The organism is Salipaludibacillus sp. CF4.18 (assembly GCF_051262595.1).
Lineage (GTDB): Bacteria > Bacillota > Bacilli > Bacillales > Salisediminibacteriaceae > Salipaludibacillus > Salipaludibacillus neizhouensis.
Map to the genome: position 1 here is coordinate 159,850 of NZ_JBIMEV010000003.1, position 25,850 is coordinate 185,699.

The 25,850-nt window shown below is 38.0% G+C and carries 26 protein-coding genes; 1 reads left to right on the forward strand and 25 read right to left on the reverse strand.

Going from position 1 to position 25,850, the window contains the following annotated elements; translation table 11 throughout:
- Positions 1-5: 5 nt before the first annotated feature.
- The 12 genes from ACHABW_RS03720 to ACHABW_RS03775 all read right to left on the reverse strand — a co-directional run bounded on the left by ACHABW_RS03720 (position 6) and on the right by ACHABW_RS03775 (position 12,645).
- Entirely contained in the window at positions 6-1,307 is a 1,302-nt protein-coding gene (locus ACHABW_RS03720) for an amidohydrolase (protein WP_435754102.1), read from the reverse strand.
- Positions 1,291-4,155, reverse strand: coding sequence for an ATP-dependent DNA helicase DinG (gene dinG, locus ACHABW_RS03725; protein WP_435754103.1), 2,865 nt, complete (start codon positions 4,153-4,155; stop codon positions 1,291-1,293). Before dinG ends, ACHABW_RS03720 begins: the two co-directional genes overlap by 17 nt.
- Before the next feature lie 381 nt (positions 4,156-4,536).
- Positions 4,537-4,920 (reverse strand): aspartate 1-decarboxylase, encoded by a 384-nt coding sequence (gene panD / locus ACHABW_RS03730; RefSeq protein ID WP_435754104.1) that lies wholly within the window; start codon positions 4,918-4,920, stop codon positions 4,537-4,539.
- A 19-nt stretch (positions 4,921-4,939) separates the two neighbouring features.
- A complete protein-coding gene (panC, locus tag ACHABW_RS03735; RefSeq protein WP_435754105.1) occupies positions 4,940-5,794 on the reverse strand; it encodes a pantoate--beta-alanine ligase in 855 nt (284 codons plus the stop codon).
- 4 nt (positions 5,795-5,798) lie between these two features.
- Positions 5,799-6,632: a 3-methyl-2-oxobutanoate hydroxymethyltransferase gene (panB, locus tag ACHABW_RS03740; RefSeq protein ID WP_435754106.1), complete on the reverse strand. Its 834-nt coding sequence runs from the start codon at positions 6,630-6,632 to the stop codon at positions 5,799-5,801.
- A gap of 474 nt (positions 6,633-7,106) precedes the next feature.
- Entirely contained in the window at positions 7,107-8,075 is a 969-nt protein-coding gene (locus ACHABW_RS03745; protein ID WP_435754107.1) for a biotin--[acetyl-CoA-carboxylase] ligase, read from the reverse strand.
- Positions 8,075-9,214, reverse strand: a complete 1,140-nt coding sequence (locus ACHABW_RS03750) for a CCA tRNA nucleotidyltransferase (RefSeq protein WP_435754108.1) — start codon at positions 9,212-9,214, stop codon at positions 8,075-8,077. Before ACHABW_RS03750 ends, ACHABW_RS03745 begins: the two co-directional genes overlap by 1 nt.
- On the reverse strand, positions 9,214-10,350 hold the full coding sequence (gene bshA, locus ACHABW_RS03755; protein ID WP_435754109.1) for an N-acetyl-alpha-D-glucosaminyl L-malate synthase BshA: 1,137 nt from the start codon (positions 10,348-10,350) through the stop codon (positions 9,214-9,216). The genes ACHABW_RS03750 and bshA overlap by 1 nt, the downstream gene beginning before the upstream one ends.
- Positions 10,347-11,063: a bacillithiol biosynthesis deacetylase BshB1 gene (gene bshB1, locus ACHABW_RS03760; protein ID WP_435754110.1), complete on the reverse strand. Its 717-nt coding sequence runs from the start codon at positions 11,061-11,063 to the stop codon at positions 10,347-10,349. Before bshB1 ends, bshA begins: the two co-directional genes overlap by 4 nt.
- Complete coding sequence (mgsA, locus tag ACHABW_RS03765; protein WP_435754111.1) at positions 11,063-11,479, reverse strand: methylglyoxal synthase; 417 nt, start codon at positions 11,477-11,479, stop codon at positions 11,063-11,065. The genes bshB1 and mgsA overlap by 1 nt, the downstream gene beginning before the upstream one ends.
- A gap of 30 nt (positions 11,480-11,509) precedes the next feature.
- A complete protein-coding gene (gene dapB, locus ACHABW_RS03770; protein ID WP_435754112.1) occupies positions 11,510-12,304 on the reverse strand; it encodes a 4-hydroxy-tetrahydrodipicolinate reductase in 795 nt (264 codons plus the stop codon).
- Between the two features lie 2 nt (positions 12,305-12,306).
- Complete coding sequence (locus ACHABW_RS03775) at positions 12,307-12,645, reverse strand: nucleotide pyrophosphohydrolase (RefSeq protein ID WP_110935270.1); 339 nt, start codon at positions 12,643-12,645, stop codon at positions 12,307-12,309.
- A gap of 207 nt (positions 12,646-12,852) precedes the next feature.
- On the opposite strand from ACHABW_RS03775, the gene ACHABW_RS03780 reads away from it, so the two are divergent.
- On the forward strand, positions 12,853-13,725 hold the full coding sequence (locus ACHABW_RS03780; RefSeq protein ID WP_435754113.1) for a YitT family protein: 873 nt from the start codon (positions 12,853-12,855) through the stop codon (positions 13,723-13,725).
- Between the two features lie 63 nt (positions 13,726-13,788).
- Here the strand turns inward: ACHABW_RS03780 and ACHABW_RS03785 are convergent, their stop codons facing one another.
- The 13 genes from ACHABW_RS03785 to hisC form a co-directional block, all read right to left on the reverse strand.
- Entirely contained in the window at positions 13,789-14,478 is a 690-nt protein-coding gene (locus tag ACHABW_RS03785) for a zinc metallopeptidase (protein ID WP_435754114.1), read from the reverse strand.
- An 89-nt stretch (positions 14,479-14,567) separates the two neighbouring features.
- The gene (locus ACHABW_RS03790) at positions 14,568-15,395 is read right to left on the reverse strand and encodes a sporulation protein YpjB (RefSeq protein ID WP_435754115.1); all 828 of its coding nucleotides are present in this window, start codon (positions 15,393-15,395) and stop codon (positions 14,568-14,570) included.
- Between the two features lie 173 nt (positions 15,396-15,568).
- Positions 15,569-16,168, reverse strand: coding sequence for a DUF1405 domain-containing protein (locus ACHABW_RS03795; RefSeq protein ID WP_435754116.1), 600 nt, complete (start codon positions 16,166-16,168; stop codon positions 15,569-15,571).
- A gap of 90 nt (positions 16,169-16,258) precedes the next feature.
- Positions 16,259-17,104 (reverse strand): c-type cytochrome, encoded by an 846-nt coding sequence (locus ACHABW_RS03800; RefSeq protein ID WP_435754117.1) that lies wholly within the window; start codon positions 17,102-17,104, stop codon positions 16,259-16,261.
- Positions 17,105-17,136: 32 nt separating this feature from the next.
- Complete coding sequence (gene qcrB / locus ACHABW_RS03805; RefSeq protein WP_110935264.1) at positions 17,137-17,808, reverse strand: menaquinol-cytochrome c reductase cytochrome b subunit; 672 nt, start codon at positions 17,806-17,808, stop codon at positions 17,137-17,139.
- Between the two features lie 17 nt (positions 17,809-17,825).
- Positions 17,826-18,326 (reverse strand): ubiquinol-cytochrome c reductase iron-sulfur subunit, encoded by a 501-nt coding sequence (locus tag ACHABW_RS03810; RefSeq protein ID WP_110935263.1) that lies wholly within the window; start codon positions 18,324-18,326, stop codon positions 17,826-17,828.
- A 133-nt stretch (positions 18,327-18,459) separates the two neighbouring features.
- A complete protein-coding gene (locus ACHABW_RS03815) occupies positions 18,460-18,939 on the reverse strand; it encodes a YpiF family protein (protein ID WP_435754118.1) in 480 nt (159 codons plus the stop codon).
- 180 nt (positions 18,940-19,119) lie between these two features.
- The gene (locus tag ACHABW_RS03820; RefSeq protein WP_110935261.1) at positions 19,120-19,668 is read right to left on the reverse strand and encodes a ReoY family proteolytic degradation factor; all 549 of its coding nucleotides are present in this window, start codon (positions 19,666-19,668) and stop codon (positions 19,120-19,122) included.
- Between the two features lie 250 nt (positions 19,669-19,918).
- Positions 19,919-21,214 carry a tetratricopeptide repeat protein gene (locus tag ACHABW_RS03825; protein WP_435754119.1) on the reverse strand — a complete coding sequence of 432 codons (1,296 nt, stop codon included), beginning with the start codon at positions 21,212-21,214 and terminating at the stop codon, positions 19,919-19,921.
- A 59-nt stretch (positions 21,215-21,273) separates the two neighbouring features.
- Positions 21,274-22,185, reverse strand: a complete 912-nt coding sequence (locus ACHABW_RS03830) for a hypothetical protein (RefSeq protein ID WP_435754120.1) — start codon at positions 22,183-22,185, stop codon at positions 21,274-21,276.
- A 131-nt stretch (positions 22,186-22,316) separates the two neighbouring features.
- Positions 22,317-23,615, reverse strand: a complete 1,299-nt coding sequence (aroA, locus tag ACHABW_RS03835) for a 3-phosphoshikimate 1-carboxyvinyltransferase (RefSeq protein ID WP_435754121.1) — start codon at positions 23,613-23,615, stop codon at positions 22,317-22,319.
- A gap of 12 nt (positions 23,616-23,627) precedes the next feature.
- Positions 23,628-24,731: a prephenate dehydrogenase gene (locus tag ACHABW_RS03840; protein ID WP_110935257.1), complete on the reverse strand. Its 1,104-nt coding sequence runs from the start codon at positions 24,729-24,731 to the stop codon at positions 23,628-23,630.
- A 10-nt stretch (positions 24,732-24,741) separates the two neighbouring features.
- Complete coding sequence (gene hisC / locus ACHABW_RS03845; RefSeq protein WP_435754122.1) at positions 24,742-25,824, reverse strand: histidinol-phosphate transaminase; 1,083 nt, start codon at positions 25,822-25,824, stop codon at positions 24,742-24,744.
- Positions 25,825-25,850: the final 26 nt, after the last annotated feature.

Sequence of the window (25,850 nt, forward strand, 5' to 3'; positions counted from 1 at the left end):
ATATGTTAGACAAAATTTTTCGCCAAATGATTAGCCTGATATAATATCTTCTCTTCATCAAATTTCAAGAGTGTTCGATGAGAGTATTGAGCTATTCCATCGATAAAAACATCTGTTACATCACTCCCCTTAGCTGAATAAACAAGATGAGACTGCATAGTAGACTCGTTCGCAGGTGTTAAATGCGGTTGTTCTGCATCGATCAATATAAAATCCGCTTTAAAACCTGCTTCTATTTTGCCTACATTTTTAATTCGAAGAGCTTTAGCTCCTTGATGAGTTGCCATGGCAAGTATTTCTTCACTGTTTGTCACACTCGGAGATTCATGTACACCCTTGTGCAGAAGTGCCGCCATTCTCATCTCTTCAAACATATCTAAATTATTATTACTTGCTGAAGAATCTGTGCCAATACCTATTGTTAAGCCAGCTGAAATCATCCCTGGTATCGGGGCAATTCCAGAACCTAATTTCAAATTACTAATCGGATTATGAGAGACAGCAACATGATGTTTCTTTAAAATTTGAATCTCATCTTCATTCACATGAACCCCGTGAGCTATAAGACACGGTTGATTAAATATACCTAACTCTTCTAAATGAGCAACAGGTCTTTTCCCATACTCTTTTACGTGTCTTTCGACTTCACCTCTTGTTTCAGCCAAATGCGTATGAATCATCATCCCATGTTCTACTGCGGCAGAAGCTACTTTTTGTAAGAAAGGAGGGGGACAAGTATATGGAGCATGAGGAGACATTGCCACTGAAACTCGGCCATTGCCCGTACCATGATAGTTATGAAACAGGTCCACCGATTCTTGGATTTTCTGTTTTTGTTCCTCTTCTGAACTTAATCCGATCATTCCTCTACATAAAACCGCTCGCATTCCTTTTTCCCATACTAACTCCGCCATGTCATCCATATGAAGGTGATACATGTCAAGAAACGTTGTTGTTCCCGATTTAATCATTTCCATCATTGCCACCTGTGCAGCAATAGAAACCGTTTCTCTGTCAAAACGACCTTCATTAGGCCACATCACTTTTTCCAGCCATTCCATTAACGGCATATCGTCCCCTGCGCCTCTAAGAAGAGAGCTTCCTAAATGACCGTGTGTATTAACAAGTCCGGGCATTAACCATTTATTATTACCATCCATTACGTCATCCATTTGATCGATTAATTCTTGAGGTGGCGTCCCCTTTTTCACCTCTGAAAAGACATTTCCCTCTACTGTGAGAAAACCGTTAAAAATTTCCTCCTTTTTATTCATCGTTAAAATGTTTACATTATGAATCAACAACATTGTTTGTTAACTCCTCTGTATTACCCTCTTCATTCCTCGATGGATCGTAAAACCATTGATAAATATGTTCTTCCAAATCTGACATAGGACCTTCCAACATTGGAACTTGAGGAAGAGAGCGTGTGAATAACTTGCCATACTTTGTAGTAACGATTCTTCGATCAAGCACAACCACTATTCCACGATCCGTTGAGCGACGAATTAACCGTCCAAAACCTTGTTTGAACCGTAATATTGCTTGCGGTAATGCCAGTTGCATGAATGGTGATTTACCTTGCTCCTTTAAAAAGTCCGAACGTGCTTTGAATACTGGATCATTTGGAGGACTAAAAGGCAATCTTGCCATCACGATCGCACTTAAATCATCTCCAGGGATATCTACACCCTCCCAGAAACTGCTCGTTCCAAGAAGAATAGCCTGATCAAACTGTTGAAAATTTTTCGTTAGCTTCGAGCGACTTTTAGTTTGTACCCCCTGGGCAATAAGCATAAACGTTTCATCAAACATATTTTTTAATTGATGATAGGTTCGTTTGAGCATATCGTAAGAAGTAAATAATACAAGCATTTTCCCCTTCGTGACTTGCGCAATGCGGTAGATTTGAATTGCTGCAGCTTCAATATATGCTTCCTCACCAACCTCTTGAATAAGTGGCATGTCGTCCGGAACCATAAAAGACACCTGATCATCCCATGAAAATGGAGAGTCTACTTGTTTTGTCTCTACTTGAAAGTCCTTTAATCCTAGTCGGTCCATTACATAATCAAATTTATTATTAACTGTTAATGTCGCAGAAGTTAATATGACACGTTCCTTTTTTGAGAAAAAAGCATCGGCCAGTTTTTCTGCTACATGAATCGGACAACCTTGTACAGAGATAGACTGTTTCGGTCCCTTAGTTTCAACCTCAAGCCAGTAAATCGAACCTTCTTCTTGATGCAAAAGGAGGTGATGAAACATCTCATATTGATGTTCAAGCTGAGACTTCATCGTGGCAAGCCATTCAAGAGCGATTTGTCCTTTGTTTCCTTTTTGCGTTTCCAAAAATGTTTCTAACTCCCTTACAAAAGAAGAAATACGAGACAGATACGTTTTAAATAACTGGTTACAGCGTTTAGCCGCTTCCTCAACATTTTTCCAAACAGTCTCTTCGTTATGAATAATCTTAGATAACCTTCCAGTTTCATTTTTACCATTTGTACCTTTTGTTACATATTGATTTAACAGTAAAAATAAATCATTCCATTCTTGTCTGAATAATTTTGCGTATTCTTCTATTTCACTAGTTTGTTCCAATAAATTCTTATCTAGTATTTGAGATAATCGATCCGGTAACCAATCGTCTTTCTCGCGACCCCCTGCATCATTTAATAGTTGTATGAGCGTCAAGTAATCTAACCGGTCGCCAAACTGCTTCGTCGCCGTTTCTTCTAAGTGATGGGCTTCATCAATAATTAACGTTGAATAGCTTGGAATGACTTGGTGGTCGACCATAACATCAGAAAAAAGTAAGGAATGATTAGTTATGATAATATCAGCATGCCGTGATTTTTTCTTTGCTCGTTGGTAGAAGCATCTCGAAAACCATGGACAAGATGGACTAGAGCACGAAGAAGAATCACTGGCTACTTCTTGCCAAAAACGTGAATTTCCGGAAGCAAGACTCAATTCTTCTACATCGCCTGTTACTGTTTTTGTCAGCCAAATTAAAATTTGTGCTTTGGATAGAGAACGGTCATAAGAATCGAAAGGATCATTCCTTAACATATTTTCAAACTTTTGCAGACACAAATAATGACTTCTTCCCTTTAAAAGAGCAGTATTCACCTGAAAAGGCAAGATTTTTTGTAAGGTTGGGATTTCATTTTTTATAATTTGTTCTTGTAGCTGAATGGTCTCCGTACTTACTACAACAGGCTCGCCCGTTTTTTTAGCATAAAAAGCTGACGGAATAAGATAAGCCAGTGTCTTTCCGGTACCAGTACCCGCTTCAACTAATCCTACGCAATCCTTAGATAGAATATCGTCAATAAACGTAATCATTTCTATCTGTCCTTGTCTCGTTTCATAGGCTGGAATAATCGTATTCATTTTCTCAGAATTTCCTAACGTAGACGAAAGGAAATCATCAATATTCATCGATTCATCGTATCCAGTTAACCCATCTTCCACGTAGACTTTTTGATCATGCCGCAAAGCAATTCCCTGGAAGGAGTCAATATGAGATTCATCAGCAGTTAAATTTTTGTTTTGAATCCATGTGAGCAACAGTGACCCTAAATCACTTTTGAGTTTCCCTGATAGCTTCTCTAATTGCTGCAGCGTCAGTAAAGGTAACTCTGAAAATGTACGGAATATTTCACTGAGAAGATGCGTGGTTGCTTCCACATCGCTGTCCGCTCTGTGGGGATTTTCATGATCCATATTAAAACTTTCAGCTAGTCTGGATAAGCGAAAGCTTTCCTCTGTAGGAAAAGTAATTCTTGCTAGCTCGACAGTGTCTAACATTGGTCCCGTAAACGGAGAATAACCTGCATCAACTAATGCTTCATTTATAAACCCTAAATCAAATTCCGCATTATGAGCAACGAAATATGAGTGACTTAAATCTTCGAGTAATTTTGGTGCGACATCACCAAAATAGGGTGCGTCAATGACGTCTTCTTCCGATATATTGGTCAATGACTTTATAAAAGCTGGAATAGATCTTTCCGGATTGATATATGTAGAATAGCGATTAATAACCTTATCATTTTCAACTACAGCATAAGCTAATTGAATAATACGATCCCCCCGAGAAAAGGCAACTCCTGTTGTTTCGACATCGAGGACTACAAATCGTTCCATAGCATTACCTTCCTTCAATAATATCTCATTCGTTTAAGAAAAACGCGTAGCGCCTTTTATTAAATACAGCGTGATCTTTAAAACCACTCCGAGTAGCACCTACTTGGTGAGTGTAGGTGCTACTCGAAAGGAGGCGAACTTCCCTTGAGGCTTGTGGCGTAAAGATAGCTGTCAATTATATAAATTCTTAACTTTTAAGTAAAGACGCTTAGCGTTTTTCTTAAACGAAGGTCATTATCCATTGTAGCATGTGTATACTAGTTTCTTGAAATAAATTATATTTAAATTAAAATCCAGAAGCATCTGTGCATTCCGTTTAGTGCTGCCAGTATTAAGTATGGCATAAAAACTCCTTTCTCAAAGAAAGGAGTTTTTTGAATCCTATTTAATCGTTGCTGCTGGCTCTGTGCCCATCATTTCAATAATATCATTTGTATCATTCAATATAGCTACTTTAGGTGTGTGATTCATACATTCTGCTTCATCAAGGTATTTATAAGAAATAATAATAACTTTATCATTTGGCTGAACGAGTCTTGCCGCAGCTCCATTCAGGCAAATTGTTTTTGACCCTCTGACCCCAGGGATTATATAGGTTTCTAGCCTTGCTCCATTATTATTGTTGACTACTTGTACTTTTTCATTTTCCAGCATCCCCACGGCATCTAATAAATCTTGGTCTATTGTAATACTTCCGACATAATTTAAATTAGCCTCTGTAACGGTAGCTCGATGTAATTTCCCACTCATCATTTCTCTAAACAATCAAAACTCCCCCTTTAGTCTATCCCTTTATCTCAATCACAATATTGTCTATCAGTCTTGCACGTTTATAATAAACAGCTGTCGCCAAAAGTATTTTTCCCTCTAGTTGCTTCGGCGCTTTTAATGATGGAAATTCAAGCACTTGTACATAGTCTATTTTCCCTGTCAGTTTCTTCTGTAGCTGTAAACGAACCCAGTCTTCCAAGTCAGTACTGTTGGTAAACTCTTCATTTTGTGTTTTTCTGCTTGCATCTTTTAAACATGTATAAATTTCAGGTGCTTCCTGTCTTTCCTCCAAGTTTAAGTTAACATTTCTAGAGCTTTTAGCTAATCCGTCGCTTTCTCGGACAATATCAATTGGAATAATCTCCGTTTCTAGATGGAAGTCTTCCACCATCCGTTGAATAATCGCAACTTGCTGCGCATCCTTCAATCCAAAATAAGCATAGTCAGCCAAGGTTATTTGCAGTAACTTCAACACAACAGTAGCCACGCCATTAAAATGACCAGGTCTGCTTTGGCCACAAAGCACATCCGTTCCTTCATGAACCACTAATGTCGTACTCATCGACCTTGGATACATTTCCTCAACACCCGGACTAAATAAGACGTCAACTCCGTGAGAATCTGCTAACTCTTTATCACGATCATGATCACGGGGGTAAGACTCATAATCTTCCCCTTCCCCAAATTGCAAAGGATTTACAAATATACTCATCACGACAATATCCGCTTTCTTTTTTGCCTGTTCGACTAGTGATAAATGTCCTTCATGCAAAAAACCCATCGTTGGAACAAATCCAATGGTATACCCTAATTGCTTTTGCTTTTTTATCCATGTTGTCAATTCTTGACGTGTCTTCATTTCTATCATTGAATTATTTCCTTCCGTAAAGAGAGATTGCTTCTTCATCTACTGGCTGGAAGACATGTTTTTTTTCTGGGAAATCCAGGGCTTTAACTTCAGTCGTATAGTCTGTTAACGAAGCATAAATTGTATCTTTTATACTCGCATATTGTTTGACGAATTTCGGTACATGCCCTGAGTGGTACCCTACTACATCATGAAAAACTAATACTTGACCATCTGTATACCTTCCAGCCCCAATACCTATTACTGGAATCGTGAGACTAGCCGTGATTTCTTTTACTAACCCTTCCGGAACACATTCCAATACAAGCATCGAAGCTCCAATTTCTTCCGTTCTTTTTGCATCTTTAAGTAACTGCTCTGCCTCATCTTGCTTTTTACCTTGCACTTTGTAACCACCTAAAACTCCGACCATTTGAGGCGTTAAGCCTAAATGACAGACAACAGGAACTCCAGCTTGAATAAGTTTCTCTGCTTTTTCAAAAACCGGTCCATTCCCTTCCATTTTCACAGCATGAGCTTGAGCATCCTGCATCAACTGCCTCGCACTGGAAAATGTTTCTTCTACTGACGCGTGATAGCTGAGAAAAGGCAAATCAGTAATAATAAATGTGTCTTTGGCTCCTCTTTTCACTGCTTTTGTATGATGGACCATATCATCCACCGTGACAGGCAATGTCGAATCATATCCCAGAACTACCATCCCCAATGAATCTCCAACTAGGATCGTGTCCACTCCCGCTTTTTCTGCCAGTAATGCACTTGGTGCATCGTAAGCCGTTACCATTACGATTGGTTCTTTTTCCTGCTTCATTTTTTTAAAGTCAGCTGTTGTTTTCATCGTATGCCCCTTTCAATAATGGTTCAGTTTATCTTAATGTTCGTTTTGATTAAAACATCAGTAAATAAATTCACTCAAGGCGGTTTGTATACACGGGCAGTGCTTTAGCGCCTCCATCGGCCCTGTGAGGCTTGCGTCATTACTTTCCCACACTGGCGTCACCACACCTTTTGATCTTCTTTTCTCCGAAAAAAGAGGTTTTTAACATACAAAAAACCCTCTTCAAGGGAAGAAGGTTGAATTATCATCGTCATTCGAAAGCCTACTCAAATAAAACGGTAACCAATAACGATCAGACAAATCTCATCACATCGGCAACCAGTAAGTTTCGAAGCTCTACCCTCTGTCCCTGTCCGTATTTGGATCAAGGCAGACTATTATAAAATCTATACATTGCAAAAAAATTTAAGGTACAGTTCCATTGGATACTGTCCACTGTAAGTATAACAAAAAAAGTATCATTATGTGTGTAGATTAATTCTCAAAAGAGATATCTGCAGAATAAATTCGATGAACATCTTGGTCGTCGTCTTGCAACAACAGAACCCCTTCATCATCAATTCCGATAGCTATGCCAGTTTTCGTATTTGAAGCAGATCTTGCCACTACTTCTTTACCGATCGTTATTTCATGTGCTTCCCATAAAGGCTTAATAAAGCTGAATCCTTTTGTTATATACGTTTCATATAACCAAGTAAATTCTTTTAATATTGCTGCGATTAACTCCGCACGATCAAAAACACGATCTCCCTCTTTCTGCAAAGACGTAGCCAGATCAACTAGTTCTTCTGAAAAATGCTGTTGGTTCACATTCAGTCCAATACCAATAATAATCGACTGAATACGGTCAGAATCCGCCTGCATTTCAGTTAAGATACCACAAACTTTTTTTCCTTTAATTAATAAATCATTCGGCCATTTTATTTCCAGTTCTAAACCTGTTACTACTTTTACTGCTCTTGTAACTGCAACAGCCGCCACCAGTGTCAGCTGTGGTGCCTGGCGAAAATCCAACTTTGGCTTTAAAATAATACTCATCGCTATTGCCGATCTTTTCGGGGATACCCACTTCCTTCCAAGGCGCCCTTTTCCTGCAGTTTGCTCATCTGCTACAACGACAACGCCTTCTTTCACGTCTTCATTTATGAGCTTATGTGCGATCGTATTTGTAGAAGTGACGGAATCATAAAAGACGATGTCGTGAAACAATGGATTATCTTTTACTCTAGATAAAATCGCATGTTTACTTAAAAGGTCTTCATTTTGCATGAGTTGGTATCCTTTATTAGATACAGCTTCGATCACGTATCCTTCTTTTCTTAATGCATTAACATGCTTCCAAACAGCTGTACGACTGCAATTGAGTTCTATACTTATTTTTTCCCCCGACAGAAAAAAACCTTGATTCTCCCGCAATAATTGCACTAATTTAGATTTCATCATCAAGTCTCCTTTCTTAACCATTGATAAATTTCTGCTTTATCATTTGGAATCACTGCTTCCAACACAGCTGTCTCAACTGCCCTGATCCTTTCGCCAATCTCGCTTCCTTTCCATTCAGGGAACTCCTGTATTAATTCCTTGCCTGACACATCCAGGTCTTTCCTATGCTTGATTGGAAGGTTATTATAATGCATTAACCAAAAGGTACTATGCACTGTGCATTCTGATAAATAGTTTATAAGTATAAGCGCAACGTGCAGACGCTCTGTGCCTAATATGTATAGATCTTTGCTTGTCCAACTGGATTCTAAAAAAATGCTTACTAGCTCATGAATCAACCTAACATCTTTGGAGAGTGCATTCGAAAGTTTATAGTATCGTAACCCGTCTTTCACAATTTCTATTTCTTTTTGGTAAAGGGCAACACTCCACCAAGCAAGGTCACCTGTTAGTTTAGCCCTGTGTGCTGGAGATTTCAGTTGGTACTGGATTTCCCTATGTTTAAAAAGATATGGGAGCTCTTGAAATACTTTCTGATTTAATAGAAAATCCCAGTCCTGATTGGTAAGGCTAACTTGACTAAGCTTTCCCATTTCCATCGCAACTCTTTCAACTGCTGATTGATGTATGAGCGGGTATAGGTCATTCATCATTCTTTGCGTGTGCTCAGATATTTTGAATTGAAGATGCACTGCAAATCTCAATGCTCTTAACAAACGTAAAGGATCTGATGAAAAAACATCAGAGGGATCTGCAGTTGTGCGTAATACTTTATTTTTAATATCCTGCTGTCCATTAAATGGATCTATCATATCACCTGTTAAGCTCATTGCCATCGCATTTACGGTAAAGTCCCTTTGACGCAGATCATCTTCTAATGTATCTCCTTTATAGGTACTGACTTCCACTGGGAGGGTTCCAGTCACAGGAACTAAAATCGTGCCATGCTGAATACCAACCTTAATAACTCTCGAAAAAGATGCTTCAATCTCGTCGATTGAAGCATTCGTTATTACGTCTACATCATGAATAGCACGTCCGATAATCTGATCTCTTACCGCACCACCTACAATATAAGCATCATATCCTGCTGTTTTTAATGTGTTAATAATATGAGAAGCACCGTGAGACGTGTACATTACTCGGTCTCTCCTTGCAAAGCTTTTTTGTATATTTCTTCGTATTGTGAAACAATTAATTCTTGATGAAATGTTTTGGTAGCACGTTCTATCGCAGCTCTTGACATCTCTTCTTGTAACGTATTGTTTTGAAGGATATCAATCGCATAACGAGAGACTGCTTCAAGATCACCGAGGTTACATATAAAACCGCTTTTCCCATGCTCAATTACTTCTGGAATACCGCCAATGTTTGTTCCTATAACAGGAACGCCACAGGCCATTGCTTCTAAAATCACTAACCCAAAGCTTTCTTTTTCCGAAAGTAATAGTTTCAAATCACTAATTGACAACAGCTCAGCCACCCGTTTTTGGTTCCCTAAGAAGTGTACTCGATCTTGTAATCCTTGTCTCTCCACTTCTTGCCTAACAATGGTGAGTTCAGGTCCTTCCCCAATGAATAACATGACGGCATCAATTTCCTGTTGAATTTTAGCAAAAGCCGTCACCACATCAGGTGTCCGCTTTACTTTCCTGAAATTAGACACGTGCGCAACTACTTTAGTTGATTCATTAATTCCAAGTTGTTTTTTAATATCCGTTGTGTCATGAGGGTAATATGTACGATTATCGATGAAATTATAGATGGTTTCTATTTTTTTCCCAATATTTAATAACGTTGCTGTTTGTTCGGCTAGATCATTTGATACTGCTGTGACAACATCTGATTTTTCTATCCCAAAGCGAATCATATCAGATAATGATGGATCATGTCCTAACACCGTAATATCAGTCCCATGAAGCGTAGTCACAACCTTCACGTCCCCATTAACCATTTCTTTTGCTAAATAAGCACTGATCGCATGAGGAATCGCATAATGAACATGTAAAATATCCAAACCCTCTCGTTTGATGACTTCAGCCATTTTACTTGCTAGAGCAATATCATAAGGTGGATATCGAAAAACAGAATATTGATTAATTTCTACTTCATGAAAATAGATGTTAGCTGCCCCGTTTTCAAGTCGATAAGGGATGCTTGATGTAATAAAATGAATCTCGTGTCCTTTTTCAGCAAGTGCTTTCCCCAGTTCAGTAGCAACAACGCCCGAACCACCTACTGTGGGATAACACGTAATACCTATTTTTAAAGTCATAATGAATCTCCTAGTAAGTCATGTATAAGAATCGGTTTCTCGCTAATAAATCCTTCTGCATACTCAACGCCAACTTCTGCACCGAGTAAGTGATCGCGTGATTTTAATCTTTCTAAATAACCACTATTTAGTGGTGTTGTTACTGTATCATTTTCGGTTGCTTTAAACTGACTCTCAAAACAGGATAGTGCTTTGAATTTGGTATCTATAAAAGCCGTCGTATCAATCAAAAAGTCTGGATTTATCAACCCATTTATTTGATAATAATATAATGCCTTTGGACGATGAGCACGAAAGGAGAACTCACTCAAATAATTTTTAATTCCTGCCGAAAAAACTGCTTCTTTTACTAATACTCCGCAGTGACCATGGTCAGGGTGTCGATCATTCGTAGCAGATGCAAACACGAACTTTGGTTTATAAGTACGTATGATTTTAACTAGTGCTTCGATAATCTCTCTCCGTGCTTCCAGAAGACCTCTATCGGCAAATGGGAGTTGAATATGTTCTCCTACTCCCAATATCTCACAGGCTGCCCGTGCTTCTTCCTGCCTTTTCTCGACTGTACCATTGGAAGACAATTCCGCATACGTTAAGTGAACGACTTTTCCCCGCTTACCTGCCTTTACAAATTTAGCAATTGTACCGCCCATCCCGATTTCTATATCATCAGGATGAGCACCTATTGCTAAAAAATCAATTTTTTCTTCCATTAATTCTCATTCCTGTTTTTCTCTTTTAAAATTTCCCTCCACTTGAATTCTCCTCTCTTCAAACCTGAAAGGAGAACTTCGGCTGTCGCCATATTCGTTGCAAGCGGAATACTGTAAACATCACATAGTCGAATTAATGCTGAAATATCTGGTTCATGTGGCTGGGCTGTTAAGGGGTCCTTGAAAAATATGACTAGATCCATTTTATTTTCAGCAATCATCGCACCAATTTGCTGATCCCCTCCAAGTGGACCTGATTTATATCGATGAAGGTACAGAGCAGTCTCTTCCATAATTCTAAGTCCTGTGGTTCCTGTTGAATATAATGTATGAGATTTTAATACTCCCTCATAAGCAATCGTGAATCGAACGAGATCATCCTTCTTTTTATCATGAGCGATAAAGGCTATATTCATCGTTTTTGCTCCTCTCTACCAGTCTATTTTTTATTCAACAATTTGATCTAAACCATATATAAGGACAGTTAGACCCATGACTGTTTCACACGCTAATTTTACACCAGGCATAAAGGATGTGCGATTAAACGAATCATGACGGAGCTTTAACGATTGACCTTCTCCACCAAATATTACTTCCTGGTGAGCAACTAACCCGGGCAGACGAACACTGTGTATTCTCATTCCATCATACTCTGCTCCTCTGGCCCCTTTAAGCTGTTCCTTTTCATCGGGGTGCCCTTGTTTCTTTGGTTCACGAACCTCTGAAATCATTTGAGCAGTTTTAACTGCTGTCCCAGATGGCGCATCCAATTTCCGGTCATGATGCTGCTCAATAATTTCAACATCAGGTAAATATTTAGCGGCCATTTTAGAAAACTTCATTAATAGTATCGCGCCAATTGCAAAGTTAGGGGCAATAATTGCGCCTATTTTTTTCTCTTCTGCAATTTGTGAAAGTTGACTGATATCTTCGTCACTGAACCCGGTTGTTCCTACTACAGGTCTCACACCGTAGTCGAAAGCTGTGACCATGTGTTTCTTCCCGACTTCAGGACTTGTTAGATCTATAAGAACGTCACAGGTTACTTGTTGGAAGCACTGCTCCATATCCTCAAAAATCGGAACATCTAAAGGCTCCATACCTTCTACATCTCTCATTTGAAAACCATTATGATGACGGTCTACAACAGCGGTTAATTGAAAACTCTCTTCTGCACTTACCATTTTTACGGCTTCTTTTCCCATATTACCTCTTGGTCCCGCGATTACTATATGTATCATGTCTATTCCTCCGAGTTTTCTTTTTTAGTCCAACGATCTTTATCACGCGTCTGAAATTTCTCCATTACGAGATCAAATGACTCCTCCAAGTTAATATTTAAAGAGTTTGCCATGCAAATCATTACGAATAACATGTCGCCAAGTTCCTGCTCTAATGTTTTTTCTTCTTCCGATGTTTTTTTGGGTTTTTCTCCATAGTAATGATTTATTTCTCGAGCTAATTCTCCCGTTTCCTCCGTTAGTCTTGCCATTAGTGCTAATGGTGAAAAATAACCTTCTTTAAATTGAGAGATATATTGATCTACTTCTTTTTGCATTTCCTGTACTGATTTTTCACTCATAATGATCCTCACGATCCTTTCTCTTACAAAAGCCTATACGCTTATCCTAGCGAAAACAATCGTATTTGACAAATATTTTTTCATTGAACCCTATTTTCCTTTGAATTATAATATAGCAGTTATGACTAAAATCAGCATAGGCTTCTTCTGGTCTTTAAAAAAGCTGTTATTTAATACAGTCTTATCTTTAGAAAGGAGAGGGTTCGATTGACTGCTAAATTACAATGGAAGCATGTTTTATTTATTATCCTGGGAACAGCTATCATGTCTTTTGGATTAGTTTATTTTAATATGGAGAACAATTTAGCTGATGGTGGTTTCACCGGTATAACATTAATTCTTTATTTTATTTTTGAAATAAATCCAGCTTATTCTAATCTCGTTCTGAATATACCTTTATTTATCATCGGGTGGAAAATACTGGGACGCAATGCTTTTATCTATACGTTAATTGGAACTTTGTCTGTGTCTTTTTTCTTATGGTTATTTCAAGCGTATACGTTTGTTTCTATACCTCTATATGATGATATGACATTAGCGGCCTTATTTGCTGGCGTTTTTCTAGGTGTTGGTTTAGGAATTGTCTTTCGTTATGGCGGCACAACGGGCGGTGTGGATATTCTCGCTCGTTTAGGTTTTAAATATTTTGGTTGGAGCATGGGACGAACAATGTTTATTTTCGATGCCGTTGTAATTACTTCCTCTCTTATTTATTTGAATTATCGTGAAGCAATGTATACTTTGTTAGCCGTGTTTGTCGCAGCAAAAGTTATTGATTTCATGCAGCAGGGGGCATACTCTGGAAAAGCAGCGATGATTGTCTCAGAACATGCCACTGATATTGCCTCTGCAATCTTACAAGAGATGGACCGAGGAGCAACGATATTAAAAGGGAAAGGAACCTTCACAGGTGAAGATCGTGAAGTACTGTATTGTGTGGTAGGACGAAATGAACTAGTACGCCTAAAAAACCTTATTGCTAAATTAGATCCACACGCGTTCGTCTCGTTAGGTGATGTTCAGGATGTAATGGGCGAAGGCTTTACTTTGGATGAAAACAAAAAACCTTTAGAGATTTAGGTTTCTAAAAATTTTAAAAAAGGTGTGTCACTTGGTTTCTTTACCTAGTGACACACCTTTAAATTATTCTCTGTTCATTGCTAAAAACATTAGTACAAATCGTATCAATTCTGCTAGAGCTACTAGTGCTGCTGCAACATAAGTTAATGCAGCGGCATTCAGAACCTTTTTAGTTTCTTTTTCTTCATTATTTCTGATAACTCCAGTTGAAACAATTTGTTCCATTGCTCGATTTGACGCATTAAACTCCACTGGTAATGTAACAAGCTGGAACAGTACAGCAAATGACATGAAGATAATACCAACTAATACCAGACTCGGTTGCGTTAAGAGAATACCACCGATAATTAAGAAAATGGAACTGTTTGAACCGAAACTAGCTACAGGAACTAGAGTAGATCGTAAACGTAAAAAACTGTACGCTTCTGCATCCTGCATAGCGTGTCCAACCTCGTGAGCAGCTACTGCAGCCCCTGCAATTGAATTCCCATAATAATTATGTTCAGATAATCGAACAACTTTTTTTCTTGGATCGTAATGATCTGACAGTTGACCTTTAACAGGCTCTACTGTCACGTCATATATACCGTTATCATTTAATATTTTCCGAGCTACTTCTGCACCAGTCATTCCTGAGGATGAAGCAACTTGTGAATATTTTCGATACGTACTTTTCACTCTTGAACTAGCCCACCAAGGAATAATCATTAACAACGCAAAGTAAAGAATAAAACCTCCAAAAGATTCAATCATGCTGCTATTCCTCCCAGAATTAACTTCTTCTTCAATTATAAAATCAATTTTAGTCAAATAATTGATTGGTGTCAATCTAAATGATTCGGTTAGTTATCTTGATCCCGTCTTCTGTTTTTTTTATTAACGACTTCTTGCTTATGACCACGAAATTTTTTGAAACCGACATACGAAAGAGTACTCAAAATAGCACTGCTCATCGTGATAATTAACCAATAAAGTGATGGATCGGCTAATGTTGATTCTTCCTCGTCAAAAATAACTACTAATTGAGCTTCTATTTTTTCGAGATGGGCATTCCACTCTTTTGGTTTGATCGAATCGTTTGTCATTAAAACTAAGTATTTAACTTGTGAATGAAGTATTTGAAGATTCGTTTCCTCAAGTGCAACAGTTAAGGCTGGCTGAACAGTATTATAGTGCCCAATAAAAGATCGTAATGGGGATTCTATTGTTTTTAAATCTGCTTCATCTGAAGATATATGAAGGCTCTGCAAGGATAAAAGTAAAGGTTCTTCCATCTCTTTCCACAAAGGATCCTCATGCTTCATATAAGCATCCATTAAGAGTCTTAATTCATAAACTAATTGAATCCTCTTAGCTTTAGATAAAGAAGTACTTTTGACAGCTTCAAGTGCATCATCATAGGACATAGTTATCACTTGAAGCTCTTTCATCGTTAACTTTTCTTCGTTTAGCATTTCAAGAAAATGTTCGGAAAATCCCTCTAATATCTTTGAAGCTTCTTCATAATGTTCTTGCTTAACGTATTTTAAAATTGTATCACTTTGATGATTTAATTCCGCCCATCCATCGTTAGTATTCCCAGATACTCGTCCATCATTTATATAAAAAAGTGCAGAAAAAATCAGGAAATAACATGAAAACCATATAAGTAATTGTTTGCCTTTCCTCATGCCCGACCCTCCTCTATTTCTTACTTCATCTTATGATGAGTAGGACAAGAGTAGACCGATACTTTTTTTAAAAGCTAGAATGTACAGCTGGCGGCTGCCACCCTCAAAATTAAAAAACACCTCCACGCATTGTAAAGGTGCAACTAAGTAACGAAAGCTCACGCTGTATTAAGTTATTTTTCTTCTATTTGTCTTTCCAAGCTAGTTTTATTTAGAATATATACAGTGAAAAGGGAGGCAATGCCTAGCCAAAAAGTGAAGTAGCCGATTTCTTGTATATAGGGTTGAATAGAGCTTGCCACTCCGGGGTGCATATTATATATATAATCGATCACATCATTATGTATTGTCCAGATAGCTACAAGGATTAAATGCCATGGTCTGATTCTGTAATAGGGCGTATACAAAAGACCTTGGATTGCCATGCCTAGATGAGAGGCTATTAGCATGAAATTGAGTATTCCTATATTACTACCAGCAACTTTGGCAGCCAAAATCATTACTACAGCCCACACACCATACTTTAATAATGTTACAGCTGCCAGTGCTTCTAAGATAGGTATATTTTTCCCGAACAGAAATGCAATTAATACAAGACAGAAAAATAAGCTTGCCGTTGGACTATCCGGAACAAATAACAGAAAAATTAGAGGTGTATTTGCTAATTGAGACTCATACCAGATATACCCATAAATCGTCCCTCCAATATTCACTGCTAACAATAGCGCGATAAACCATCGCCGACTAATTATATGTAACAAATAGGAAATCATTATCATCTTCCTTTACAAAGAAATTTCATAATAGATAGTAGAAAAAAAGCTGACTGATTTTCTTCAGCCAGCTTCCCATGGGAACATCTATTATTCTTCCGTAGCTTCTTCAGCTTCTTCTTCACTACCATCTTCTTCTGCCTCAGCATCGCCACCGTCGGCACTTTGTCCGTCGTTAGCAATAAATGCAGCAAGAGTTTCAAGTTCCTCTTCAGAACCCTCGAACTGACCAGCAGGCATTGCACCTTTACCGTTAGTAATAATCTCAATTACTTCCTCGGTATCGTAGTCACTTTCGAACATGTTTGGACCAGATGATCCACCTAACATATCTCCACCATGGCATCCGATACAGGAATCCTGCGACTCAAAAATTTGATAACCTTCCGCTGATTCATCAACTTCCATATCTACATCATCCGTAATTTCACCTTGTTCTGCTGCCGCTTCCCAATCATGTTGATCTACAGATTCCCATGTTAAGAAAAATACAGATACAAAACCTAAAAGCATTAACGATGTAGCTATTGGTCGTTTTAATGGGCGACGTTCTGACCCTTTATCTAACCAAGGTGCCAACAACAATGCACCAAACGCAATACCAGGAATAACAACTGCTCCCATTACTGTGTATGGACCAGCAGCAAACTCATACTTCAATAACTGATAAAGAAATAAGAAATACCAGTCTGGTAACGGTATATAACCAGAATCAGTTGGATCTGCAACTCGCTCTAGCGGTGCTGGATGGGCAACTGTCAGTACTAAGTATCCGACAAGAAAAACAGCCCCAACCATCCACTCGCGAAGCAAGAAGTTCGGCCAAAATGCTTCTGTTTTACCCGGATATTCAGAATAGTCTTTCGGTATATTTGGTTTCTTCTCTGCTGGGACACGTGAGTCACCAACAAACTTCATCCCTTTCCCGCGATGCATAGCTTTCCCTCCTTATCTTATAAACACCCTTTTTACAATGGTCCAGAAATACCTTGTTTTCTAATCATGAAAAAGTGGGCGCCTAATAATCCTAATAAAGCTCCAGGTAAGAAGAACACATGAATCGCAAAAAAGCGTGTTAATGTTTGTGCCCCTATAATTTCTCCACCTGCTAGTAACGTTTTAGCAAAGCCACCAATAACTGGTGCACTTTCTGCAATTTCAAGTCCAACTACAGTAGCAAAATATGCCTTCATATCCCAAGGTAATAAATACCCGGTAAAACCTAAACCTAAAAGAACAAAGAATAAGAGTACCCCAACTACCCAATTCAATTCTCTAGGTTTCTTATATGATCCTGTAAAGAATACACGTAATGTATGTAGGAACATCATCACTATAACGAGACTGGCGCCCCAATGGTGCATCCCTCTTACGATCATCCCATGAGTGACATCATTTTGTAAATAATACACAGACTCATAAGCATTAATTATATCTGGCACATAATACATGGTCAAAAACATTCCAGATAGAATTTGAATAACGACAACAAAAAATGTCAAACCACCAAAACAATAGACAAACGCTGAAAAGTGATGAGCCGGGTTAACGTGCTCAGGCACTTCGTGATCAGCAATATCACGCCATAAAGGGGTAATATCTAACCGTTCATCTACCCAATCATATACTTTTTGTAGCATTGTTTCATTTCCCCCCTTTAACGCTCATTAGTTTGTCCTAAATAAACCATACCGTCCCGGACTTCTACATCATAAATGTCCAACGGTCGTGTTGGCGGTGTTCCAGCGATGTTTGTACCATCTTTTTCAAAACGACCACCATGACACGGACAAAAGTAATTACCTGGATAATCTTCGTTAGCATCCCAGTTTACTGTACAACCCAAATGTGTACAGGTTGGTGATAGGGCAACAATTTCATCACCTTCTTTATAAATCCATGCAGATTGAGACTGCTCTGAAGTATGCCAAGCATCTACTATTTCTACATTAAAATCTACGCGTTGAGGTTCTCCGGTCAACTCATCTTCACCAATACCAACAGAAATAAAATCTGAACCGCCTGAGGCTTCTAATGCTGGATCTAATGCCATCCGAACCATTGGACTAAGCATACCCGCAGCCATAAAACCACCAACGCCTGTTAATGTATAAGTTAAAAATTGACGCCTTGAAACTCGATGCTTCTTTTCACTCACGATCTTCCCTCCTCACATACAGTTCTTCCCAATTATTCTACACACAAAAAACATACTAAGACATCATAATGATAGCCCAAAAAAACGGTCTATGTCAACAAAATCCACAAGATCATTTTAGAAGAATAATAACTTAGTCTTCTCTTTCGGTTGGCTCTTCTTGCCACTTCAAGGAAAACAAAGGCATAACCTGCTGAACCTGCTCTTGAATTGTTTTTTTAAATTGATCTGTTTTTGTTGTTTCTGTTGAAATTGCTGGAAGCCAAATAAGTTCACCAGGTAGTTTTTTTTCAACTATTTTCCATTCACTGTCTGCAGTTATATACATAATATATTTAAAACCTTCTTGATATAAATGCTTGTCCCATTCAACTAGTCTTCTAATTTTTTCTTCTTTAGATTCAAATTTCAAGTATGTAAAAGAGGGGAATAAAAAAACTCTTCCTATAAATTGTCTCTCAATATAGTCTGATAGATAATTTGTATATTCTCCCATGTTTATAATGTTTTTCTCATCCTTTCCCCATTGAACAGGGGTAAGAGGTATTATTGCAGTGTCAACATATTCTTTTGCCTTTGAGTACATCTCTATCTGATCCATTTTCCATTTCATTTTTCCAATCTCCTTTATCTACATCCTGTTAAATATTTCAGCCACAATCTCTTAATCATCAATGAGGTCTTCCCAAGATGCTTCGTAAAGAAGCTGTCTTCTATACGGATTGCTTCAAAGTACGTGTCAAAAGTCATTATTTTTTTTGAAATATCCTCTATTCAAAAACGAAAAGCCCTTTTACTCAAGGGCTTTGAGTGCACTATATTGTTCAGCCAGGTTCCGGAAAGACAATTTATCACCACTCATAAGGGCCTCATCAATACAGCCTTCAAGCATTTTCATTTTGTGATGCCGTAACGACTCGTCTAAGATCATCTCGGCTAATAAGCTTTGAACATTTTCTTCCTCTTCATTGATCGGCAAATATGGGTTTTCTTCTAACACAGCTAAGTATTGCGGTATTTTTTGCTTGTTTTTAAAATTCAATTGAATAAAAATATCCTCATTTCTATTTAATCGGATATCATGAAAAGACTTTTCAGCATCCATCGTAACATGTTGATTTTTATGAAATGCAAACGGCACATGCTCTACATTATTCGCCGATATCATCAGCGCTTTAGGACAATGCTCTGCTTGTTCAACAAAATGAACACGTTCAATTAAAATATCATCACTCATTAAGAAATTAAGTAACCATGCACATTCTCGACGTTTCAATTGGTATTCCTCTAAAAACCATTTAAGAAAGTCTCGCTTCTCCATGACAGGAACTGAATTTTCCATCAGAATCCCTCCCTCTTATATTATAAACAATTTAGGGACAGCTCACATTTCTTTTCTTCATGACTAATAAGTAATAATGGTATTGCTATATATACTTATTCGAGAAATTATCGTTAAATCCTTTTTTTTTGATAATTTTTTTATTGTTTCCTTGGATAATTTCTTAACGATTTGAGGTAATGTTTTTTACTTTTAATTGAGCAATTGAAAACCTCAAATAAGATCTTGTATTTATTACCAAAAGTCATTATTAATCTTTAAGATCAATGAGTCTTTCTTCAATATCATAACGTTCTGGATAAGCCTTAAATAATTCTTCAAGTAATTTAATTCCTTTTTCTTTTTTATTGCTTGCTAAAAATGTAAAAGCAGCTTCTTCCAATAAAGCATCGTCTCTTGTTAAAGAATTAAGAGCAACTTCATAGGCCTCCAAAGCTTCCTCGACTTGGTCATCCTCAAATAGCGCCTTACCTCTATAACGCTCGTAGACAGGGTCATATTCATTGTAGTCATCCAAAAAACTCAACAATTCCAATACACTTTCAAAATCTTCGTTTTCCTCAAAATAAGCCAGAAGTTCTTTTACTGCTGTAACATTCGATGGATTTAATGCGATAACCTTTTCGAGATACTGCCTGCCCTCTTTATTTTCTCCACTTTTTAGATGGAGCCTTGCCAGTTCCAAATATAAGTCTTCGTTAAATTCATCTTTCTTAATACCATCCTGCAATACGGTCATCGCTTCTTCTCGTTGATTGAGCGCAATAAACGCTTTAGCTAAGTAAGAGTATACAGTTGTGTAATCCGGATCCATCTCAAGAAGTCTGTTAAAAGCCTTAACTGACGTTTCATAGTCTTCCAGCTGAAGTGCTGTAAAGCCATATCCAAATAGGCCATCTGTCGTTTCTTCTTCATCTAATCCTTCTTTATAATAAAGTAGAGCATCTTCGAATTCTCCTGTAGCACTATATGCTTCCGCTAATCTCAACTGGGGTTGAATTGGAAGCTCATCAGGAAGATCGCCTTGATGAATCGCTTTTCTATAGTATGAGATAGCGTGGTTATAATCTCCCCGATTGAGATAGAACTCTCCTAAGCCAAATTGTAAGACGGAGTCGTTCGGTTCATTTTTCAAAGCCTCGATTAATTTTTGTTCCGCTACTTCTTCTAATCCTTGACTTTCGTAAAGATCTGCTAGTAATAATTGTGCTTGAATATAAGAATCATCATCTTGCTTAATTTCCGTTAACATATCGATTGCTTCATCTTCTTTTCCCAACTCACTGTAACACTCTGCTGCAAAAGCAAAGAGTTCTCCATGTTCAGGGTACTGAAACATTAATTCTTCCACAATTACAATAGAACGGTCTACTAAACCTAGTTCAAAATATAATTCTGCAATAGTCCGCTTTGTTTCGTCATCTGTTTCTGGTTCATTAACCAAGGTATCTATTTGTGTCAGGCCATCTTCATGTTGACCTTCTTCGATAAGTTTAATTGCATTTGCTAATTTTTCATTCATTGTAAATAAGCTTCCTTTCATCATTTCGTTTCTTTCATTTTAACGGACACATGGAATGAGTCAACTAGTTCAATTCTAACAAGTTAACTAAATTTGCTTCTTTCGATCTGATACCGATGAATATTTTCAATCGAGAGTAATTGCTCTGGAATAATATATTTTAATTCTTTCCCTTTTTTATTGCCCAGATACCAAGAAGTTCCAGCCTTCAATATTTCTCCTTTTTGTACGATAATTGCCGGAGCTATATATTTATTTTTCATGGGATCATTTTTCTCATACATAAAGTAATCTGCATCACTGCCAGAATCGAAGCTCCCTTTATGCGGATAGAGTCCCATCCTCTTCAAAAACAACAAAGGCAAATCATTTGTGAATGAGGAAATTTCCATAAAACTGTTTATTGAAAATCTAGTAATCAATCGGCTCCAGGCTTGTTTTATTTCTTTTAATCCCTTTTCATTTTCTGTTTCTATGTCAGGATCAAGTACAAACATCATACGTTTAGGAAATGCTGCCTCTAAAATCCTTCCCCATGGAATGCTTAATAAGGATTCTACTGTTTTGGGTTTAATACAAATTAAAAAGATGGAATGATTCTTAAGAAGTCTGATCCATGATGGAGTTAATTTAGTAATGGGCAATCGAACACCATGAATATAGTCAAGAGGACAATTCATTAAGGCTCTTCTGGATTTATCTAATATGACATCGGTTTGACTTTCATAAGAAATATCAACAATGTGTATAAATGAAGAATAACCACCTAATAGTAATCTTTTAGAATATGAAACGCCTTCTCCTCTAATATAGGCATTACTAATATCGGCATCCATAGTAACTTTACCTGGCCTAACATCAAAGGTTGTTGTGTCCAAGGTCATAATATTCTTCTTGGAAAATGCCTTATTATAGTAACGGATTGATCGGTTTTCTATTTGAATCACTTTATTTTTTCCTGTTTTTTCGTCCCAAACTGGCATCACGTATTCCATTTAACTCCACCCCATCCTTTTTATAGACAAGCTATGTTAGAAGAGCCGTGTATATGTCCATTTGTACTAAATAATGAATAGAGGGTGCCTCACAAGGTCAAAAAGACCTGATGAAACACCCTCATACTAATCTAGTTAACTTCTTTCATAAGACCCCTTAGATCTTCAAAAAAAGTTGGGTAGGAAACAGCAATCGCATCCGTATCTTTTACCGTTACATTTCCTTTTGAAATTAAGCCGCACAAAGCCATCGCCATGCCGATTCGATGATCATGATAACTTTCTACAGTTCCACCCGAAATAACTGAATTTCCATGAATAATCATACCGTCATCTGTGGCTTCAATACCCACACCCAGTAACTTAAGTTGGTTTACAACCGTATCAATTCGATTTGTCTCTTTAACTTTTAACTCTTCAGCATCCTTAATTACTGTTTTTCCTGTGGCTTGAGAAGCCAAAACAGCAATTGCCGGTATCTCATCAATCAATCTCGGAATCAGGTCACCGCTAATAGTAGTCCCTTTTAACGCGGAATATTGAATCCTTAAATCAGCTACAGGCTCACTTCCAAAGTGCCTTTTGTTCAGAATTTCAAGGTTTGCTCCCATCTCAAGTAGTACATCGATCATTCCTGATCTTGTAGGGTTTATGCCAACATTCTTAAGAGTAATGTCACTTCCGGGAACGACTGCTCCAGCAACTAGCATAAATGCTGCCGAGGAAATGTCACCTGGAACCTGAACGGTCGTCCCTTGCAACTCCTGTCCTCCTACTAGTGAGACAGACTTCTCTGTAACCTCTAAATGAACGCCAAAGCTCTCCAGCATCCTCTCTGAGTGATCTCTGGACTTAGATGGTTCTGTCACTTTCGTTGTTCCAGTTGCATATAAACCTGCAAGCAGTATTGCTGATTTAACCTGCGCACTTGCAACAGGAGAATGATAGTCGATTCCCTTTAAACTACCTCCCCTTAAATGTAACGGTGTATAAGAGGCTAAGCTTCTGCCATCAATCGTTGCATTCATCATTTTTAAAGGACCTGTAACCCTCGCCATAGGGCGTTTCGCAATAGAATCATCCCCAATAAGAACCGAAGAAAACTCCTGGCCTGCAAGTACACCTGATAAAAGTCGAATTGTTGTTCCAGAATTTCCGACATCCAAAATACTCTGTGGTTCCTGAAAACCTTGAAGTCCTTTACCGTGAACTACAATACGATCCTCATTCTCTTCGATTTTAATGCCTAAAGATTTCATGCAGGCAATTGTGCTTAAACAGTCATCCCCACGTAAAAAACCGTATATCGTTGTTTTTCCTTCTGCTAGTGAAGCAAATAACACTGCTCGATGACTGATGGATTTGTCACCAGGGATTTCAATTGTCCCTTGTAACGATTGTTTTAATGGTTCCACAAGTTGCTGGCTCATAGGTCTCCCCCTTTATGGTGCATCATATGTCTCATACATGTGTACTTTTAATTGTTCTTTAGCAAGAGTCAAGTCATCTTCTGAGCGAAAGCTTAAACGCAGTACCCCCATAATATCTTCCCTGGCTTCAATAATTCTGATATTTGTGATACTAATATTTGCTTCTGCCAGCAAAGCTGTCACATCTGAAATCACCCCAGGGTGGTCAGGAACATCAACGAAAAGGTCATAGAATGGTAGAAGTGCTCCTTTTTTCTTTGATGGCAATTGATCCCGTGCATCTTTCGCATCGGAAAAGTAAGCGTATATTTTCTCCTCATCCTTATCAATTAACATACTTTCTACTTCTTTCATAATATCTTGCCATTCACCTAGCATTTCCAATAACGTTTCTTGATTGTGCAGTAAAATATCACGCCACATGGTCGGAGATGCAGAAGCTATTCTCGTTATATCCCGAAAACCACCGGCTGCTAATTGTGAGACTAAAGGGTCTTGTTCCCCTAGTTTCGTCATTTGATGTACTAATCCAGAAGCAATGATATGTGGAAAATGACTTATAAGACCTGCAAACTTATCATGTGTTTTAGGATCTAACTGGATAAATTTCGCTTGTGTTACTTTCAACAAATTTTGAAGCTGAATCACTTTTGCAGAAGGAACGTCAGCAGTTGGTGTTAATATGTAAAAGGCATTTTCAAATAGATGCTCTCTAGAAGCTTCGACACCAGTCTTATGAGATCCTGCCATTGGATGGCCGCCAATGAAATAAACACCTTTTTCTAAAAGCTGTTGCCCCTTCTCTACGATTGTTTGTTTCGTACTGCCTACATCAGTAATTACACTGCCCTTTTTTAGAGGAAGATTCGTCAACTCTTTCAAAATCTGGATAGAGCTGTCAACTGGAGTTGATAAAATAATTGTATCTGCCTCAGAAGCTGCTTCAGACACAGAAGTTACTGATTCATCTATAATTTGTAGACTTTTGGCTAGTCTTCTGGCACCAGGATCAATATCGTATCCAACAATAATTGCTTCCGGATAACCTTTTTTAATTGCAAGAGCGAGGGAGCCACCTATTAGACCCAGCCCGATAATAAATATACGTGTCCTCACAGTGTTCCTCCTATACGAGCCAATTCGTTAATTCTTCAATAATTTTATCATTCTGTTCAGGTGTTCCTACTGTAATCCGAATAGAGGTTGGGAATCCTAATGCCTCTCCATTTCTAGTAATAAACCCTTTCGACAATAAATATTGAAAGATATCGCTGCCTGGTTTTCTTAAATCCATTAAGATAAAGTTTGCTTGTGACGGATAGTAGTCAAAACCATTTTTCTCACAAAAGTCAACATACTTCGCTAATTCTGTCTTGTTTTTCCGGTAACATGATTCAATAAATTCTTGATCCTCCAAGGCAGTTAATGCTGCTTTTTGAGCAATAGTATTCGTATTAAACGGCCCTCTGCCAGGATCAATTTCCCTAATTAATTTTTCGCTGCCGATCCCGTATCCAACTCGCAAAGATGCAAGTCCGTATGCCTTTGAAAACGTACGTAAAATCATTAAATTAGGGTAATCCTTCAACAACGGCAACGTGGATGGATAGTCTTCTGCTGTAACATATTCATAATAAGCTTCATCGCTTACAACAAGGACATCTTTTGGCACCTTTTTTAGAAATGACATAAATGCATCTTCATTGACGTATGTTCCTGTAGGGTTGTTCGGGTTGCATACAAACACCATTTTTGTATTATCATCGATCGCTTTAAGCATCTCATCCAAGTCATGTACGCCATTGTTTAATGGAACGGCCTTTATTTCTGTTCCTTCAATTACAGCATTATGAGCATATTGAGAAAAAGTTGGGTCTGCAATGACAATGTTGTCTTCATTTGTTAGAAAAGAACGACATAAAATTAAAATAATTTCGTCTGATCCATTCCCAAATATAAGTTGCTGTTCGTTTACACCGAGCAAATTAGCGGTTTTCGTTCGCAATTCCTGCGCGTAGCCATCTGGATAAACAGCAATATTTTGAAATTCCTCCATGATAGCTTTTTCTACGCTTGGTGAACTACCATAAGGATTTTCGTTCGACGCTAATTTGATTACTTCTTTTAATCCCAGTTCACGCTTCACTTCTTCTATCGGTTTACCTGGTTGATATGGCTGAAGACCAACCATGGATGATTTAATGTTCAATGATATCTCCCCCACCTAATCGACTG